The sequence below is a fragment of the Bradyrhizobium niftali genome, assembly GCF_004571025.1.
Taxonomy (GTDB): Bacteria; Pseudomonadota; Alphaproteobacteria; order Rhizobiales; family Xanthobacteraceae; genus Bradyrhizobium; species Bradyrhizobium niftali.
Genome location: NZ_SPQT01000006.1, coordinates 43109 through 60326, shown reverse-complemented (window position 1 = coordinate 60326; position 17218 = coordinate 43109). Strand labels below are relative to the sequence as shown.

The 17218-nt window shown below is 66.3% G+C and carries 14 protein-coding genes; 9 read left to right on the top strand and 5 right to left on the bottom strand.

The genetic code is table 11. The features are described 5' to 3' along the window. Positions 1 to 7: 7 nt before the first annotated feature. Positions 8 to 1204, top strand: coding sequence for an MFS transporter (locus E4K65_RS13885; RefSeq protein WP_135174636.1), 1197 nt, complete (start codon positions 8 to 10; stop codon positions 1202 to 1204). Here E4K65_RS13885 and dgcA read toward each other — a convergent pair. Further along, complete coding sequence (gene dgcA / locus E4K65_RS13880; protein WP_135174635.1) at positions 1174 to 2169, bottom strand: N-acetyl-D-Glu racemase DgcA; 996 nt, start codon at positions 2167 to 2169, stop codon at positions 1174 to 1176. The two genes, E4K65_RS13885 and dgcA, sit on opposite strands and share 31 nt — an antisense overlap. Positions 2170 to 2303: 134 nt before the next feature. Here dgcA and E4K65_RS13875 point away from each other — a divergent pair, with 134 nt between their 5' ends. Genes E4K65_RS13875 through E4K65_RS13865 form a run of 3 tightly spaced genes read left to right on the top strand, consistent with a single transcriptional unit; the run spans position 2304 to position 5105 of the window. Further along, positions 2304 to 3437, top strand: a complete 1134-nt coding sequence (locus E4K65_RS13875; RefSeq protein ID WP_135174634.1) for an MlaE family ABC transporter permease — start codon at positions 2304 to 2306, stop codon at positions 3435 to 3437. 2 nt (positions 3438 to 3439) lie between these two features. Beyond that, entirely contained in the window at positions 3440 to 4210 is a 771-nt protein-coding gene (locus E4K65_RS13870; protein WP_027545159.1) for an ABC transporter ATP-binding protein, read from the top strand. A 19-nt stretch (positions 4211 to 4229) separates the two neighbouring features. Beyond that, positions 4230 to 5105 carry an MlaD family protein gene (locus tag E4K65_RS13865; protein WP_135174633.1) on the top strand — a complete coding sequence of 292 codons (876 nt, stop codon included), beginning with the start codon at positions 4230 to 4232 and terminating at the stop codon, positions 5103 to 5105. 236 nt (positions 5106 to 5341) lie between these two features. Here E4K65_RS13865 and E4K65_RS13860 read toward each other — a convergent pair whose 3' ends face one another. Next, positions 5342 to 11053, bottom strand: a complete 5712-nt coding sequence (locus E4K65_RS13860; RefSeq protein WP_135174632.1) for an apolipoprotein A-IV repeat region-like domain-containing protein — start codon at positions 11051 to 11053, stop codon at positions 5342 to 5344. A gap of 396 nt (positions 11054 to 11449) precedes the next feature. Here E4K65_RS13860 and E4K65_RS13855 point away from each other — a divergent pair, with 396 nt between their 5' ends. Beyond that, positions 11450 to 11824: an Hpt domain-containing protein gene (locus E4K65_RS13855; protein WP_135174631.1), complete on the top strand. Its 375-nt coding sequence runs from the start codon at positions 11450 to 11452 to the stop codon at positions 11822 to 11824. A gap of 170 nt (positions 11825 to 11994) precedes the next feature. Then, positions 11995 to 12315: a 2Fe-2S iron-sulfur cluster-binding protein gene (locus E4K65_RS13850; RefSeq protein ID WP_018642875.1), complete on the top strand. Its 321-nt coding sequence runs from the start codon at positions 11995 to 11997 to the stop codon at positions 12313 to 12315. A gap of 18 nt (positions 12316 to 12333) precedes the next feature. Here E4K65_RS13850 and E4K65_RS13845 read toward each other — a convergent pair whose 3' ends face one another. Further along, positions 12334 to 12801, bottom strand: coding sequence for an acyl-CoA thioesterase (locus tag E4K65_RS13845; protein ID WP_135174630.1), 468 nt, complete (start codon positions 12799 to 12801; stop codon positions 12334 to 12336). A gap of 182 nt (positions 12802 to 12983) precedes the next feature. Between E4K65_RS13845 and E4K65_RS13840 the strand changes: the two genes are divergently transcribed. Both E4K65_RS13840 and E4K65_RS13835 read left to right on the top strand, forming a co-directional pair. Further along, on the top strand, positions 12984 to 14012 hold the full coding sequence (locus E4K65_RS13840) for an NAD(P)/FAD-dependent oxidoreductase (RefSeq protein WP_135174629.1): 1029 nt from the start codon (positions 12984 to 12986) through the stop codon (positions 14010 to 14012). A 108-nt stretch (positions 14013 to 14120) separates the two neighbouring features. After that, the gene (locus E4K65_RS13835; protein WP_167770791.1) at positions 14121 to 14738 is read left to right on the top strand and encodes a DUF2147 domain-containing protein; all 618 of its coding nucleotides are present in this window, start codon (positions 14121 to 14123) and stop codon (positions 14736 to 14738) included. Between the two features lie 96 nt (positions 14739 to 14834). Here the strand turns inward: E4K65_RS13835 and E4K65_RS13830 are convergent, their stop codons facing one another. Further along, complete coding sequence (locus tag E4K65_RS13830) at positions 14835 to 15935, bottom strand: hypothetical protein (protein WP_235885633.1); 1101 nt, start codon at positions 15933 to 15935, stop codon at positions 14835 to 14837. 398 nt (positions 15936 to 16333) lie between these two features. Here E4K65_RS13830 and E4K65_RS13825 point away from each other — a divergent pair, with 398 nt between their 5' ends. After that, positions 16334 to 16690, top strand: coding sequence for a hypothetical protein (locus E4K65_RS13825; RefSeq protein WP_135174626.1), 357 nt, complete (start codon positions 16334 to 16336; stop codon positions 16688 to 16690). Between the two features lie 176 nt (positions 16691 to 16866). On the opposite strand, the gene E4K65_RS13820 is transcribed toward E4K65_RS13825, so the two are convergent. Next, positions 16867 to 17136, bottom strand: coding sequence for a hypothetical protein (locus E4K65_RS13820; RefSeq protein ID WP_235885632.1), 270 nt, complete (start codon positions 17134 to 17136; stop codon positions 16867 to 16869). Positions 17137 to 17218 lie beyond the last annotated feature (82 nt).

The following is a 17218-nucleotide window of genomic DNA, read 5'->3' as shown; positions in this document are numbered from 1 at the left end:
TGGTTTGATGGCAGGCGAATCACAAATCCCCACGCAAGCCGCCGTGAACCGGCGATTCGCCGTGAGCCTGGCCCTGTTCTACTCGGCCTTCTTCGCGGTCCTGGGCACGCATATGCCCTTCTTCCCGGTTTGGCTGAAGGCGATCGGTATCGACGCGGCCTGGATCGGCCTCATCAACGCGCTGCCGGCGATCACGCGCTTCACCACGCTGCCGCAGGTCGCGGCCTTCGCCGAAAAGCGACATGCCATTCGCGCCGGCATCATGGTGTCGGTGCTGGCCACCGCAATCGGATTTGCGGCCCTCGGCCTGCAGCAGCGGCCGCTGGCGCTGTTCCTGATCTACGCGCTGACCTGCACGATGTGGACGCCGACGATGCCGCTGACCGATGCCTATGCGCTGCGCGGTGTCGCCCGTTACGGACTCGATTACGGACCGTTGCGGCTGTGGGGCTCGGCGGCGTTCGCCGCCGGCTCGCTCGCCTGCGGTTATCTCGTAGACCACATCGCGGCGCGCGACCTGATCTGGGTCATCGTGGCGTGGGCCGTCATTGCGGTCGCAGCCGGCCTGCAGCTTCAGCCGCTCGACGATGTGAGGCGGAGGACGACGGAGACGCATGCCGGCAAGACGCTGCTGCACGATGCCGCCTTCTGGGCCGTGATCGCCTCGGCGGCTCTGATCCAGAGCAGCCACATCGCCTTCTACACGTTCTCGGCCATCACCTGGCAGCTCCATGGTCTCGCCGGCCTGACGATCGCGGCGCTGTGGACGCTGGGTGTGATCGCCGAGATCGTCGTGTTCGCGCTGTCGCCGCGCTTCTCGCTGCATCCATCTACGCTGATGGCGATCGGCGGCCTGAGCGCCGTGGTGCGCTGGATCGTCACCGCGAGCGAGCCGTCGCTGGCGTGGCTCGCGATCGTGCAGCTCGGCCACGGCCTCTCCTTCGGCATGACCATGGTCGGCACCATGAACCTCCTGGTGCAGCGCGTGCCGTCGCATCAGATCGCGCGGGGGCAGGGCTACTACGCCGCCTGCAACGGGCTGCTGGGAGCTGCGACCTCGATCGCGTCAGGTGCGATCTACGCCCGCATCGGCGAGGGCCTGTATTACGTCATGGCCGCGATGGCCGCGGCCGGCGCGGTCCTGATCTGGTCGGCGCGGCATCGGCTCAAGGCTCATCCCCACAGCGAGGAATCGGGCGGATAGACCAGGCTGTCGTCATAGCGCAGGCGGTGATCGCGGTCGCGCGCCAGCAGCAGCGGGCCGTCGAGATCGACGAAGCGCGCCTGCGGCGTCACCAGCATCGCGGGGGCCATCGACAGCGAGGTCGCGACCATGCAGCCGATCATGATCTCGAAGCCGAGCGCCTGCGCCGCATCTGCCATCGCGAGCGCCTCGGTGAGGCCGCCGGTCTTGTCGAGCTTGATGTTCACGGCATCGTAGCGCTCGCGCAAGGGAGCGAGCGAGCTGCGGTCATGCACGCTCTCGTCGGCGCAGACCATGAGCGGCCGCTTGATCCGCGCCAGCGCGTCGTCCTTGCCGGCCGGCAGCGGCTGCTCGACCAGGGTGACGCCGACGGCGTCGCAGGCGGCGAGATTGTGCTCCAGATTGGCCTCGGTCCAGGACTCGTTGGCATCCACGATCAGCTCGGATTCGGGGGCCGCCTTGCGCACCGCCGCGATCCGCTCCGGATCGCCGTCGCCGCCGAGCTTGATCTTGAGCAGCGGCCGGTGCGCCGCTTTTGCGGTCGCCGCGGCCATGGCCTCAGGGGTGCCCAGCGAGATCGTGTAGGCGGTGGTGCGCTCGCCCGGGACCGGGCGGTCGAGCAGGTTCCAGGCCCGCAGGCCCGCCGCCTTGGCCTCGAGGTCGATCAGGGCGCAATCCAGCGCGTTGCGGGCCGCGCCCGGCGGCATGGCGGCCTGCAGCGCCTGGCGGGTGATACCGCCCGCCACGGCCGCCTGCATGGCCTCAATGGCGGCCAGGGTTGCCTCGGGGGTCTCGCCATAGCGGGGATAGGGCACGCATTCGCCCCGGCCGGTCAGGCCGTTCTGGCTCACTTCGGCCACAACGGTCACGGCCTCGGTCTTGGCGCCCCGGCTGATGGTGAAACTGCCGGCGATGGGAAAGCGCTCGATTCGCGCCCGAAGAGCCGGAACTTTGCTGGAAGTCATTTTGAACTCTGGCGAAATCTGAACCTGCTAGTTACCTCTAGCAACTAACGTTAACCAGTTGGGGATACCTTCTCCGGGTAAGGGCGCGTGCGCAACTATCTGATTTCCTCCGCCCCGGCACGGGAGCGGACATCTTGACTAGCGATCCGAAGCTGGAACGGATTGCGAAGGGCAACGCGCTGGCACTCTGCGCCACCGGAACCTGGACCGCGAGCTTCGCGCCGGTCCTGGAGCGGATGGTGGCGGATGCCGAGAAGCTGGCTGGCGGTTCGCAAAACATCTTCATCGACGTCTCCGAGGTCGCCAAGCTCGACACGTTCGGCGCCTGGCTGATCGAGCGGCTGCGCCGCAGCCTGACCCACGGCGCGGTCGAGGCGCAGATCGCGGGCCTCTCCGCCAATTATTCGAGCCTCGTCGACGAGGTCCGGCGGGTCAGGGCGACGCCGGTGGTCGATGCCGGCACGATCACCATCACCGGCATGCTGGAGCAGATCGGCCGCGCCGTGGCCGGTGTCGCCGGCACGGTTGCGGGCCTGATCGACATGCTCGGCGCGGTGCTCGCGGCGGGCGGCCGCGTGCTGATCCATCCCCGCTCGTTCCGCCTGACCTCGACCGTGCACCACATGGAGCAGGTCTGCTGGCGCGCGGTGCCGATCATCGTGCTGATCACCTTCCTGATCGGCTGCATAATCGCGCAACAAGGCATCTTCCATTTCCGCAGGTTCGGCGCCGACATCTTCGTCGTCGACATGCTGGGCGTGCTGGTGCTGCGCGAGATCGGCGTGCTCCTGGTCGCCATCATGGTCGCGGGCCGCTCGGGCAGCGCCTACACCGCCGAGCTCGGCTCGATGAAGATGCGCGAGGAGATCGACGCGCTGCGCACCATGGGCTTCGACCCGATCGAGGTGCTGGTGCTGCCGCGCATGCTGGCCCTGGTGCTGGCGTTGCCGATCCTGGCCTTCCTCGGCGCCATGGCCGCGCTCTATGGCGGCGGGCTCGTCGCCTGGCTCTATGGCGGCGTCGATCCCGAAGCCTTCCTGCTCCGCCTGCGCGATGCCATCTCGATCGACCATTTCATCGTCGGCATCGTCAAGGCGCCCGTCATGGCCGCCGTGATCGGCATCGTCGCCTGCGTCGAGGGCCTTGCGGTGCAGGGCAGCGCGGAATCGCTCGGACAGCACACCACTGCGTCGGTGGTGAAGGGCATCTTCTTCGTCATCGTCATGGACGGCGTGTTCGCCATCTTCTTCGCCTCGATCGGAATGTGACGATGGCTGGCGAAATCCAAAATCCCATCATCCGCGTCCGCGACATCACCGTGCAGTTCGGCAGCACGCGCGTGCTCGACGGCCTCAACCTCGACGTCAAGCGCGGCGAGATCCTCGGCTTCGTCGGCCCATCGGGTGCGGGCAAGTCGGTGCTGACGCGCACCATCATCGGCCTCGTGCCGAAGGTCGCAGGCTCCATCGAGGTGTTCGGCGTCGATCTCGATTCCTCCAACACGTCGCAGCGCCGCAACGTCGAGCGGCGCTGGGGCGTGCTGTTCCAGCAGGGCGCGCTGTTCTCCTCGCTCACCGTGCGGCAGAACATCCAGTTTCCGATGCGTGAATATTTGCGCGTCTCGCAGCGGCTGATGGACGAGATCACCATGGCCAAGCTCACCATGGTTGGTCTGAAGCCCGAGGTCGCCGAGCGCTTCCCGTCGGAGCTCTCGGGCGGCATGATCAAGCGCGTCGCGCTCGCACGCGCGCTTTCGCTCGATCCGGACCTCGTTTTCCTCGACGAGCCGACCTCCGGCCTCGACCCGATCGGCGCCGGCGACTTCGACGAGCTGGTCAGGACGCTCCAGCGCACTTTGGGCCTGACCGTTTTCATGGTAACGCACGACCTCGACAGCCTTTACACCGCTTGCGACCGCATCGCCGTTTTAGGGAACGGTAAGATCATTGCGGCAGGGTCGATCGCCGACATGCAGGCCTCGCAACATCCCTGGCTGAGGCAATATTTCCATGGCAAGCGCGCCCGCGCGGTCATGGGCTGAGTGGTAGCCGGAGCACCTGATGGAAACGCGGGCGAATTACGTACTGATCGGGTCGTTCACGCTGGCAGTAATTGCCGCGGCGATCGGCTTCGTGCTGTGGTTTCAGTCGCTGCACACCACCAAGCAGCGCAGCCCGCTGCGCGTGGTGTTCGAAGGCCCGGCGGCAGGCCTGCGCAACGGCGGCAGCGTCAATTTCAACGGTATCCGGGTGGGTGAAGTGGTCTCGGTGAAGCTCGACAACCCGCGACGGGTTGTCGCACTCGCCATGGTCGAGAACAACACCCCGCTCCGCAAGGACACCCTGGTCGGCCTCGAATTCCAGGGCCTGACCGGCGTCGCCGCAATCTCGCTCAAGGGAGGCGAGGAGGCCGCGCCCCCGCCGCCGCTCGACGAGGACGGCATCCCGTCGCTGACCGCCGATCCCAACAAGCTCCAGGACGTCACCGAGGCGATCCGCGGCACGCTCCAGAACATCAACAAGATCGTCGCGGACAATCAGGAATCGGTGAAGAACTCGCTCAAGAACCTCGAGACCTTCACCAACTCGCTGGCGCGCAACTCCGAGAAGATCGACGGCGTGATGGCCAAGGTCGACGGCGTGATGCTCAAGGCCGACAGCCTCATGCTCGGCCTCAACACGCTCGCCGGCGGCAAGGATGGCGGCGAGCTGTTCCAGGCGGTGAAGTCGATCCGCGAACTCGCTGATGATTTCGACAAGCGCTCCGGATTGCTGATCTCGGACGGCCGCCGCACCCTCGGCGACATCAGCCGCGCCGTGAACAATTTCGACCGCAACCCGACCCGCGTGCTGTTCGGTGCCAGCAACAGCGCGCCAGCAGCCGCTCCGCAGCCCGAGCCGCCGAAGCCGGCGGCGAACGAGCGCAAGCGGCAGTAGCGTTTAGAACACGGACCTCACCTCGTCATTGCGAGCGTAGCGAAGCAATCCAGACTGCCTCCTCGGAGACAGTCTGGATTGCTTCGTCGCAAGAGCTCCTCGCAATGACGGTGCTTGTAGAGACGCCGCGATCCACCGACCCGCATCGAATGGTTGGCCCGATGACGAGCTCAAAGCAAAAACGGAGGCCGTGAGGCCTCCGTTTTCATTCGCTATTCGTTGTCGCTACTTGCCGCTCACCCCAGCCGGCCCGCCGCGTGGGCGAGCAGGGTGTAGACGAGGCCGGTCTCCGAGGTCAGGTGGCTGCGCAGCTCCTGCGGGCCGCGGCCGTCGCGGGCGACTTCGTCGAGCAGGCGCTCGAACTCGGCGACATAGCGGTCGACCGTGCCCTTGAAGTTGCGGTCGGCGCGATATTTGCGGGCGACCTCGTCGAAGGCCTTCTGGCCGGCGGGCGTGTAGAGGCGCTTGGTGAAGGCCTTGTTCTCGCCGCGCTGGTAGCGGTCCCACATCTCGGCGGCGAGGTTGCGGTCCATCAGCCGGCCGATGTCGAGCGACAGCGATTCCAGCGGATTGCCGTTACCTTGCGGAGCTTGCGGCTGCGGAGCCGGTGCAGCCGGGCGGCCGCGCGGGGCCTCGCGTCCGGTCGGAGCGCCCTGGTTGGCGTCCGTACGGTTCAAGAGGTCCGACAGCCAGCCGTCGCGGCCTTGGTCGTTGCCGCCAGGTGCAACCGGCGGGGCTTCGGTGCGGCGCGAGGTGGCCGGCATGCCGAGGTCCGGCGGCGGCAGCGTCGAGGCGCTGCCGGTGTCGCGGATGCGGGTCTCGGTGCTGCGCGCGCCGACGGCCGCCAGCATCGGCTCTTCCTGGCGCTGCACGCTGGCGCGGCCCGCCGTCGAGACGTCGAGGCCACGGCCATGCTGGGCCACGATGCGGTTGAGCTCGGCGAGGGCCTCGATCTGGTCGACGATCACCTTGCGCATCTGCGCAGTGCTCTCGGCGGCCTCCTGCGGCATCTCGAGCACGCCGCGGCGCAGCTCGTTGCGGGTGGCTTCGAGCTCGTTGTGCATCTCGAAGGCCATCTGCTTCATGCTGGAGACGAGGTTGGAGAACTTCTCCGTCGACTGCTTGAACATCGCATCCGCCTCGTCCGTGGTCTGGCGGTAGATGTCGTGCATGGCGTCGAGGGTCTGCCGGTGCTCTTCCTCGGATGCCGCGCGCACCGCCTCGAACTGGCGGGTGATTGCGGCGGAGCCTGCGCCGGCGGTCTCCGCGACGACGCGGGCGATGTCGCGGGCACGCTCTTCGGCCGCGGCCAGCGATTCATCGAGCAGGCCGGTGAAGCGCGACAGGCGCTGGTCGAGATCGGCCGTGCGCAGGTCGATCGTGGTGACGAGCGATTCCAGCGCCTGCTTGCGTTCGGCGAGCGAGGCGGTGGTGTTCTTGTTGCTCACCTCGACGACCTGGGCAGCCTCGACGAGCGCCTTGCCGTGCGCGTCGAACTGGGTCGACAGCTCGCCGAGATCCTGGAGCGCCCGCGTGGTCTTCGTGTTGAACACGTTGAGCTGGTCTTCCAGGTTCTGCGTCGCAGCGCCGTTGCGCGAGGTGACGTCGTTCATCGCCGAGACGAAGTCGGCAACGCGGGTCACCAGCGCCCGCTCGAGCGAGTTGAGGTTGTCGTGCGCACCGGTCAGCACCTCCTGGAGGAGGATGTTGCCTTCGCGCAGACGCTCGAACAGGGCGACCGTGTCGGTGCGCAGGATCTTGCTGGTCTCCTGCATCTCGGTGACGGCCGCGATCGAGACCTGGCGCGACTGGTCGATCGCCGCGCGTGAGGCCTGCTCGAGGTCCTTGAGCGACTTGCCGACCGCGCCGGTGGCGATCTCGCTTGCCGCGTTGATGGTGCGGGCGACTTCGGAGCCGTTGCCCATCATGGTCTGCGAGAACGCATGGCCGCGGGTCTCGATCGACTTCAGCGCGTCCGAGGTGACGCGGTCGATGTCGAGCGTGAGCTGGCTGGTCTTGGAGCCGATCGCATCGATCAGGGCGCCGCGCTTGGCGTCGATCATGTTCGACAGACGGTCGGCCTGTTGCTGCACATAGGTGACGATCTCGTCGGTCTTGCCGGTCATGGCCTGGCCGAAGCTGCTGCTGGCGGCGAGCACGGAGCGCTCGACGTCGGCCGAGCTCGACTTGACCCGCGAACTCGCCTCGTTGGAGGCGGAGATCAGCGCGTTCTGGGCGTTGAGCGCGCTGGTCTGGATGTCGTTGGTCGCGTTCGCGGTGGCCGCGCTCAGCGCACGCTCGATCTCGGTCGAGATCGTGCGGATCTGGCTCGCGGCATCCGCCGAGGTCGAGGTCAGCGAGGTCTGGGCCTCACGCGCGCTGTTGAGGATGGTCGAGGCGGTGTCGGCGCCGACCGCGGTCAGCGTGCGCTCGATGTCCGTGGTCAGCGACTTGATCTGGCCCGCCGCGTCCGTCGAAGCGGAGATCAGCGTGCCCTGGGCCTCGCGCACGCCGCTGGTGAGCGCCTCGATGGTGGCGCCGCCGGCGGTCGCCAGCGCGCGCTGCATCTCGGCCGCGAGCGAACGGACCTGGCTGGTCTGTTCGGCCGAGACCGCGAGCAGGGTGCTCTGGGCGTCGCGGGCGCTGGTCGTGATCGTCTCGGCGGTCGACTGGCCGACCTGCGAGAGCGAACGATGCACTTCGGCCGCGAGCGACTTGACCTGGCTCGCCGCATCCGAGGACGCCGTGACCAGGGTGTTCTGCGCCTCGCGGGCGCCGGTCGTGATGGTCTCGGCCGTCGCGGTGCCCGCCATCGAGAGCGAACGCTGCACATCCGAGGACAGTGCCTTGATCTGGTTGGCGGTCTCGCTCGAGGCCGCGATCAGCGTGCTCTGCGCATCGCGGGCGCCGGCGGTGATGGATTCCGCCGTGGTGGCGCCGGCCATCGACAGCGAGCGCTGCACGTCGGCGGTGAGCGTCTTGACGTGGTTGGCCGCGTCCGAAGATGCGGTGACGAGCGTGGTCTGCACCTCGCGGGCACCGGCCAGGATCGAGGCTGCGGTCGCAGAGCCGGCCGCCGACAGCGTGCGTTCGACGTCGGCCGCGAGCCCCTTGATCTGGTTGGAGGCATCGCCCGAGGCGGCAACCAGCGTCGACTGCGCTTCGCGGGCGCTGGTCAGGATCGAGTTCGCAGCACCGGTGCCGACCGCGGTCAGCGCGCGCTCGACCTCGGAGGAGGTCATCTTGAGCTGGGCGTTGACGTCGGAGGAGACCGTCATCAGCGACTGCTGGGCGGTGCGCGCCCCGGTCTGGATGGTCTCGCTGGTGTTGACGACCAGGTTGGTGAGCGAGCGCTCGGCGTCCTCGACATGCGAGCGGATCGCGGTCGAGATCATCTCGGCGCGGGACATCATGTCCTCGCTGGCCTGGCGGCCGCTGCTCTCGATGCGGCCGGCGACGGCCTCGACGCGCGAGCCGAGCAGGTCCTCGAACTGCGCCACGCGCACGTCGATGTCGCTGGCGACCGAGCCGACCTTGGTCTCGATGGCCTGCTGGATGTCCTGGAAGCGCGCCGTGACCGTGTCGGTCAGATGCGTGCTGCGGCCGTCGATGATCTCGGCGACGCTGGTGATGCGGCGGTCGACCGCCTCGATCGCCTGCGCGGTGCCGTCGGTGAGCGTCGAGGTCAGGAGCGTGAGGCGTGTGTCGATCGACTGCACGGCCTGCGAGGCGCCGTTCGTCAGCGCGTTGTTCAGGTAGGTGAGGCGGGAGTCGATGGATTCGAGCGCCTGCGAGGCGCCGCCGGTGAGCGTCGTCGTGAGGTGCGTCAGGCGCGTATCGATCGTCTGGATCGTCTGAGAGGCGCCGTCGGTCAGCGACGTCGTGAGGCTGGTGAGGCGGGAGTCGATGGACTCGAGCGCCTGCGAGGCGCCTCCTGTCAGCGACGTCGTGAGATGAGTGAGGCGGGAGTCGATGGACTGGATCGCCTGCGTGGCACCGTCGGTCAGCGACGTGGCGAGCGTGTTGAGACGCCCGTCGATGGTCTCGGTGACGGACCTCGCGCGGGTGTCGAACGACTGTTCGAGTGCGGTGACACGGCCGCCGAGCTGCGCGTCGAAGGTCTTGATGTGGCCGTCGATCGTGCTGTCGAGGCTGGCGATCTTGCCGTTCAGCGAGGCATCGAGGTTGGTGACGCGTTCGCCGACCGTGGTCTCGAACTGCATCAGGCGCTGGTCCAGTACGGCAGTGATCTGGCCGCCGTTCGATGTGAAGCGGGTGTCGAAATTGTCGACATAGGTCTTCAGCGTCTCGGCGATGTCCTGCGTGCGCTGGCCCATGCGCTCGACGACTTCGCCGCCGAACGTCTTCACGGTGCGGTCGAACTCGGAGATGTGACGGGTGATCAGCGCGCCCAGCGTGCCGGAGTCGCGGGCGAACTTCTCGACCAGCTCGGTGCCCTGGTTCTTCACCAGTTCGTCGAACGCGCTCATCTGGAGCGACAGCGAGTCGTGCGCGGTCTCGGTCTGGCTGACGACCTTGGCGACGAGGGTGTTGACGGTGGCGTCGAGCGCCTCGCTCGCCTTGTCGCCGGAGGTCATGATCTGGTTGGCGAGCCGGTTGCCGGCGTCGTCGATCTTGGCGGAGATGTCGTTGGAGCGCAGCTCGAGCTCGAGCAGCAGGGAGTCCGACGAATTCTTCAGGCTATCGTGCACCTGCTCGGTGCGCTCGGAGATGCCGTCGACGATCGCGGCGGAGCGCTGCTCGAACTCGCCGGTGATGCGGTCGATGCGCTCGTTCAGCATCTCGTGGACGCGGTCGGCGAGGTCGACGAACTCGTCGTGGACGTGGCCGGTCTTGAAGTTGAGGCTGGTGGTCAGCCGCTCGCTGGCATCGAGCACGGCGCGCGTGGTCTCGTTGCTGGCTTCCTCGAGGCGGTCGAGCAGGTCGCCGCCGCGCTCGCCGAGCGCGAGGATCATGTTGTCGCCGGCATTGCTCAAGGCGCCGGTGATGTGGGCGCCGCGCTCCTCGAGCGCGCCGGTGATGCTCTTGGCGACCTCGTCGACGCGCGAGGCGATCGCGTCCGAGATCAGCGCGATGTCGTGGCGCAGGTCGATCTGCACGCCGGAGATGGCGCTGCGGACCTGCTCGGCCTGGCCGACCAGGTTGTCGCGCTGATGCGCGATGTCCTGGAGCAGGGCGCGGATGCGCACCTCGTTGTCGGAATAGGCGCGCTCCAGCGCTGCGACCTCGTTGGCCACCAGCGTCTCAAGCTCGCCGGCGCGCGCAATCGCACGCTCGATGCCGTCGCCCATCGCCGCGACCTCGCGGCGGATGGCCTGGCCGACGGTGACCATGGAATCGGAGGCCGAGCCCTCGGGCTCGGAGAAGCGGATCGCGACCTGCGCCATCGCCTGCGCGATCATGCGCATTTCCTGGCCGCGCCAGACCAGGCTCGCGAGGAAGTAGAACAGCATGATCGGCGCGAAGAACATCGCAATCAGGCCGGCGATGACGAGCACGCCGCCGCTTTGGCCCATGGCGGCCTGGATCGAGGGCAGGAAGCCGACGGTCAGCGCGGCGCAGGCAGCGAGCCAGACGCCGGCGAAGATGGTGGCGAAGGTATAGACGCTGCGGGCAGGGCGGCCCTTCTGAAGCGCCTGGAGCAGCTGGCCGATGGTCTCGCGATCGTCATTGGCGGCGCGGCGCGTCGAGCGCGGCTCCTCGATCGTATCGAACACGGTGGCCCGCTCGTTCGCGGCAGGGCGCGGCTCGAAGCTCGGCTCGTCAAAGATCGGGGGCTCCGGGGGGGACACCGACGACGCCGTTTCGTTGCGCATCGAGGCGTTGCGGCTGGTGTCCGCAGCGGTGTCGCTGATGTTCAGGGCTTCCTGGATCGCAGAAAGCGCAACTTCTGTCGGGTCTTTGACCTTTTTCGGAGTGTTCGCCATGTTCAGTCCGAGCCCTCGTTACTTGTACGCGTCCCCCCGCGAGCCCCGCGCGCTACGCAAGCCCACAGACCGGATCATGCCGCTTGCGCGGATCATCGAGCCGTCCCCACCCGGACGGCTTGTCCGCCAATTTCTGCAACATCCTATTGGCAGAGCGTCGCGAATGAAATGCCTGCGATTAAGACAATCTTAATCATCGTTAACAGGATTGCGCCCTAACGCCTTAGCAACAAATGGAATTCTCCACCGGACTCGGCCGATTGAGGCAAGTTTTTGTCAATAAACGGGCGGAGTTGCGTCAAACGACCCAAACATTTCGTTAACCATTTCCATGCTTGGGTGGGAGGAACCGCGCCGCCGAACCGGCGGAACCGTCGCGATGCCGGGGCCTGCGCCATGACGCCTGAACTGCAACGGATGGAATGGATGCCCTCGCCCCCGCTTGCGCCCGTCGACAGCCCGCTCGATCTCGACCACCTCTCCCGCATGACGCTCGGCGACGCCGAGCTGGAACAGGAAGTGCTGGCGATGTTTGCCGAGCAGGCGGTTCGTCTGCTTGCCGCGATGACCAATTTGCCGGCCGAGGCCGGCGCGCTCGCGCACAAGCTCAAGGGCTCGGCCCGCGGAATCGGCGCCTTTGCCGTAGCGGACGCCGCCGCCCACCTGGAGACCGCGATCCGGACCGGCCACGACCGGCTCCCCGCCTTCGCCGCGCTGAAGGAGGCCGTGGCCGACGCCCGCGCCGCCATCGAGGCGATCCTGAAACACTAGGCCGGCAACCCCGCAAACGGCGGTGTCCCTAGTCTTTTGTTTTGACGCGTTTTCTGCCCGCAAACCGGGATCCAGCTCGCATCAAAACGCTATGGCGCCGGGCTAACCGACCCGTTATAGGACAGCCCGGACCCTCCTTCATTCCCAACATCGCGGCAGCACGAGCACACATGGCCAAGATCCACTTTGTCGACCACAAGGGCGAAACCCGTACGGTGGAAATCGAGAACGGCGCAACCGTGATGGAAGCCGCCATCCGCAACAGCATTCCCGGCATCGAGGCCGAATGCGGCGGCGCATGTGCCTGCGCGACCTGCCATGTCTATGTCGACGAAGCCTGGCGCGAGAAGGTCGGCAGCCCGACTCCGATGGAGGAGGACATGCTCGACTTCGGTTTCGACGTGCGCCCGAACTCGCGCCTGTCCTGCCAGATCAAGGTGAGCGACGATCTCGACGGTCTCGTGGTGGCGACGCCGGAACGTCAGGCCTGAGCCAGCCGTCCCGCTCCATCAGGTGCTCGGCGGCGCAACCTCGATGCCGCGCTTGTGCCAGGGTTTGAGCTTCTCGACGATCTCCGCGGTCAGCGGCGCCGGACGCCGCGTCGCCTCATCGAGCATGACGCCGACCGACGTCGCAGAGGCGATGCATTTTCCCTGCGAGAACACGACCTGCTCGAAGGTCACTGACGTCCGTCCCAGCTTCACCACGCCGAGACCGAGCTCGATCGTGCCCGGCCAGTGCAGCTCGGCGCGGAAATGGATGTCGAGCCGCACCATGATCCAGGCGAGGCCCGGCGGCGTCAGCCCGTAGTCCGGGCTCTTCATCAGCGTGACACGGCCGGTCTCGAAATAGGTGGCATAGACTGCGTTGTTGACGTGCTGGTTGGGATCGAGATCGCCGAAGCGGACGTTGTCGCTGAGGCGGTACGGGTAGTCCTCCAGGCGCGGCGTCGTATCGAGGCGGCTTGGTGCGTTCACCGGTTGATCTCCGTCATATCCACCCTCGTTACAGCCCAGTTATTTTGACCCGGCAAGTGGGCGCGGCTGCGGGTCGCTCCCGCTTTTATGCCTTCCCTGATCCATCCCCGTTGGCTAGACAGGCAGGGTCACCTCTGCCCAAAGGGCGCCGTCCAACCGATAACGACCGATAAAGAGACGACATGAGCGACGTGATCAAAACCGATGTGCTGATTATTGGCGCCGGCCCCTGCGGCCTGTTCGCCGCCTTCGAGCTCGGCCTGCTCGACATGAAGGCGCATTTCGTCGACATCCTGGACAAGGTCGGCGGCCAGTGCGCCGAGCTCTATCCGGAAAAGCCGATCTACGACATTCCCGGCATTCCGCATGTTTCGGGGCAGGGGCTCACCGATGCGCTGATGGAGCAGATCAAGCCGTTCCATCCGACCTTCCATCTCGGAGAGATGGTCGAGACGGTGGAGAAGATCGGCGATCCCGCATTTCGCTGTACCACCGATGCCGGCACGGTGTTCGAATGCAAGGTGCTGGTGATCGCGGCCGGCGGCGGCTCGTTCCAGCCCAAGCGTCCGCCGGTGCCGGGCATCGAAGCCTATGAAGGCACCTCGGTGCATTACGCCGTGCGCAAGATGGAGACGTTCCGCGACCAGAACGTGCTGATCGTCGGCGGCGGCGATTCCGCGCTGGACTGGACGCTCAATCTGCATCCGGTGGCCAAGCGCATCACGCTCCTGCACCGTCGCGACGAATTTCGCGCAGCCCCTCACAGCGTCGAGCAGATGCGCGCGCTGGTCGCGGGTGGCAAGATGGATCTCCGGCTCGGCCAGGTCACTTCGCTGGCCGGCGCGGACGGCAAGCTGACCGGCGCGACGATCAAGGGCAACGACAACAACGTCACCGAGATCGCCTGCGACACCATGCTGCCGTTCTTCGGGCTGACCATGAAGCTCGGTCCGGTCGCGAACTGGGGCATTGCGCTGGAGAACAATCTGGTGCCGGTCGAGACATCCGCGTTCGAGACCAACGTATCAGGCATCTTCGCCATCGGCGACATCAACACCTATCCCGGCAAGCTCAAGCTGATCCTGTGCGGCTTCCACGAGGGCGCGCTGATGTCGCAAAAAGCCCATCGCTACGTGTATCCGGAGAAGCGCCTCGTGTTCCAGTACACGACCTCATCCTCCAGCCTGCAAAAGAAGCTCGGGGTCAGCTGACCGCGAGCGGGGCGGGAGGGCGATGCCCCATGTTTCTGGTGCTGGAACCGTTCGCGAAATCGCCGTAGTCTGCGGCCATTCCAGTCGTGGAATAGCAAGGTGATCATAATGCGAAATCCGTTTTCCAGCTTTCGGCTGCTCTCGCTCCTCGCGCTCGCGCTGTCGCTCGGCGCGGTGAGCCCGGCTGCGGCGCAGGCCCCCGTTGCGACGTCGGCCCAGCCGACCGCCGCGGGGCTCTGGCAGAAGGTCGAGGACGGCAAGACGGTGGGATGGTTCCTCTTCGTCGACCACAACGGTGTGTTCGAAGGCGTGATCGCCAAGACGTTCCCGCGGCCCGGCGACGATCCGAACGAGGTCTGCGCGAAGTGCACGGACGATCGCAAGAACGCCCCGGTGCTCGGCCTGTCCTTCATCCGCGACATGAAGCGCGACGGGTTGAAATATGATGGCGGTAACGTGGTCAATCCGCGCGACGGCAATATCTGGAAGGCCAAGATGACGGTGAGCCCCGATGGCCAGACCCTGACCATGCGCGGCTTCCTCGGCATCTCCCTGTTCGGCAAGGACGAGACCTGGACGCGCCTGCCGGACGCCAACCTCGCGCAGGTCGATCCCGCCATCGTCGCCAAATATCTGCCCGCACAGGCGACAGCCGCGACGACGACGAAGCCGGCGCCCGCGGCGAAGAAGGGCGGCGCAATGACGGCGCCGGCGCCAAAGCAGTAGGGTTGCTTCCGCATTCTCTTGTAGCCGGCATGAGCGAAGCGACATGCGGGACCACTTGTCCCTGATATCGCTGCGCTGACCCGGGCTACGGAGTAGTCAATACGTCCGCGCCTTCTTGCACGGCGCATAGAAGGTGCCGCTGCCGGCGACGACCCGCTCGAGGCATTGCCGGGGATCGGTGATCTCGCCGTCGACCTGGAAATAATAGGCCTGCGATCCCAGGCTCAGGACGTAATGTCCCGGCGCAAGCTCAAGCCCTGAATCGCCGGTGTGAAGCTCGTACATCTCGGGCTTCCCCGGGATCGGCGACGCCCGGAACGGATAGGAGAAGTTTCGGATCACCCCGACATCTTCTCCGCCGCCTAGATCCTTGCCTGCAGCATCGGTCGAAAACTCTCTGGCGATCTTTGCGACGACCCGAACCTCGACGCGCTCCGGGATCACGTTCGCGGCGTCCCGCCGAAACACGATGAATTTGACGCGGCCGTTCGGCAGATGCGGGCGATCGGGCTTCTTGAACTCCGGTGAAATCGCGATGCGCATGTCCGGCGCCATCACGCCGGTCGCATTCAACTCCGCCAGCGATTTGTCGTCGATCAACGCGTAGACGCCGTAGTCGGTCGGCAATACGCGCGTTGGGGGAGGCGGGGCGAGGGTGATCATTTCCGGCTTGGCGACGGCGATCGTCGTCTCCGGCTTGGGCGATACCTGCGCGATCTCCGGGGCCTGGGACGAAATCTGCCGGCGCAGCGCGGCGATGTTGTCTCGCTGCGAGACGATCAGGATGACTGCGCCAACAGCGAGCAGGATGGCCGCCGTACGCTTGATCACCGGTAGAAGCGGGCCCGAGATCGCAGGCAGCTTGCTGCGGGATATCTCGATCCTCGATCGCAAAACGGTCGCGTCGCCGGACACCAGACGACCGCCCGTCTCAGTCGCCTTTGACGAGGTGAGCTGTTGTGACGGCAACCGTTCCAGCGGCGCCTCTTCACGCGAGAACTTCTCGACCTCCTCGATTGCGACCTCGAGCGCCCGCTTCATCTGGTCGATGTTCTTGGCGTCGGCGTAGGTGAACTGCTCCTGGAGCTTGTAGCGGGCAAGGTCGTAGACCATCTGCCGCCTGGCTTCCGCGTCGTCCTTGACCGTATCGAGCATGCGCGAAATCACGAGCGCAAACTGCACTTCGCTTGCGGGCAAGTCGGTCGGATCCTGCTGGCCAGGAAGCAACTCTCTCGAACTCATAGCGCTGACGGTCCAATGCCAGTCACGCCAACACCTGATTTCTCTAATTGAAACAGTTGATTAAACGATGCGGCCCGCGTCCGCGGCCGTTTCGTACACGTCCTCGCGGAACAAGGAAAGACTCCAGAACGGCCGCGGCAAATTGCCAGCGCGTTGAATAGGCAGGACTGCGCGCCGGCCGGGGTCACACCGTGCGGCCGTAGTTCCCCGGAATGCGCGCTGGCGCCGGATTTGCATAGCTGTCGCAAAGCCGCTGGGGAGCGAGTCGCCGTTTCCACGCCTGCCGCCACCGCGCGGACGGCGAACGGCGGTGTTGGTCCCTCGCGGCGCTGATTGCGATCCGCGGAGACGACATGCGACTTGCAAGACTATGTGCGGCGGCGCTGCCGGGGCTGATGGCGCTGCTTGCGACCTCGGCGCTGGCGCGCGACGACGGCCGCTACGCCAACTCGCCCCTCAAGCCCTGGTTCGAGAGCCTGCACAGCGAATACGGACAATGCTGCTCGGATGCCGACGGCTACGTGGTCGCCGATGTCGATTGGGAATCCGACAAGGGGCGCTATCGTGTGCATCTCGACGACGAATGGGTGGTCGTACCCGATGGCGCCGTGATCACCGAGCCGAACAAGATCGGGCGCACCATGGTGTGGAAGCACTACATCGACGGCCATCCGCGCGTGCGCTGCTTCATGCCGGGCAGCATGACGTAGAAGCGTGCGAGCACCGAATTCCTGACGGTGCGGAAGAGGCTCGTCCTGCCTGGGCCCGTCCCGGGCGTCCACGTTCTTTATGCCCTGCGCAAGCCGTGGATGGCCGGGACGAGCCCGGCCATGCCGTTGTGGAAACTTCAGCGTACGCTGTGCGATCGTCGTCGGGTGGCGGACGCTTAGCGCGCCTCGCGCTCCGAACCCGCGCTCGCGAGCCGCTTCACGCGGGGCGACAGCACCGAGACCTGCACGGGCGAGGCGGGCATGCCGGCGACAGTCATCGCGGGCGCCGCCATCTGCTCCTCGACGCCGGCGCCGCCGAGCACCTGCACCTGCGTTGCCGAAATCGGAAACGACTTCATTTCGTAAGAGGGAAGCTCGCCGGCAAGCGCCCCGGCCGAGCTCGCAATCATCGCGACGGCAATGGCAATCATCGAGAGAACACGCATTGGAAAATCTCCGTGGAAGATGGCAATCGGAGGTTTGGTCGCGTCGATGCCGCAACAGGTTCGCTTGCGTGCGAACATTCCT

Excerpts from the sequence above, each read along its gene's own strand:
- E4K65_RS13885 (WP_135174636.1), top strand. The coding sequence starts at position 8 with ATGGCAGGCGAATCACAAATCCCCACGCAAGCCGCCGTGAACCGGCGA.
- dgcA (WP_135174635.1), bottom strand. The coding sequence starts at position 2,169 with ATGACTTCCAGCAAAGTTCCGGCTCTTCGGGCGCGAATCGAGCGCTTT.
- E4K65_RS13870 (WP_027545159.1), top strand. The coding sequence starts at position 3,440 with ATGGCTGGCGAAATCCAAAATCCCATCATCCGCGTCCGCGACATCACC.
- E4K65_RS13865 (WP_135174633.1), top strand. The coding sequence starts at position 4,230 with ATGGAAACGCGGGCGAATTACGTACTGATCGGGTCGTTCACGCTGGCA.
- E4K65_RS13860 (WP_135174632.1), bottom strand. The coding sequence starts at position 11,053 with ATGGCGAACACTCCGAAAAAGGTCAAAGACCCGACAGAAGTTGCGCTT.
- E4K65_RS13855 (WP_135174631.1), top strand. The coding sequence starts at position 11,450 with ATGACGCCTGAACTGCAACGGATGGAATGGATGCCCTCGCCCCCGCTT.
- E4K65_RS13850 (WP_018642875.1), top strand. The coding sequence starts at position 11,995 with ATGGCCAAGATCCACTTTGTCGACCACAAGGGCGAAACCCGTACGGTG.
- E4K65_RS13840 (WP_135174629.1), top strand. The coding sequence starts at position 12,984 with ATGAGCGACGTGATCAAAACCGATGTGCTGATTATTGGCGCCGGCCCC.
- E4K65_RS13835 (WP_167770791.1), top strand. The coding sequence starts at position 14,121 with ATGCGAAATCCGTTTTCCAGCTTTCGGCTGCTCTCGCTCCTCGCGCTC.
- E4K65_RS13825 (WP_135174626.1), top strand. The coding sequence starts at position 16,334 with ATGCGACTTGCAAGACTATGTGCGGCGGCGCTGCCGGGGCTGATGGCG.
- E4K65_RS13820 (WP_235885632.1), bottom strand. The coding sequence starts at position 17,136 with ATGCGTGTTCTCTCGATGATTGCCATTGCCGTCGCGATGATTGCGAGC.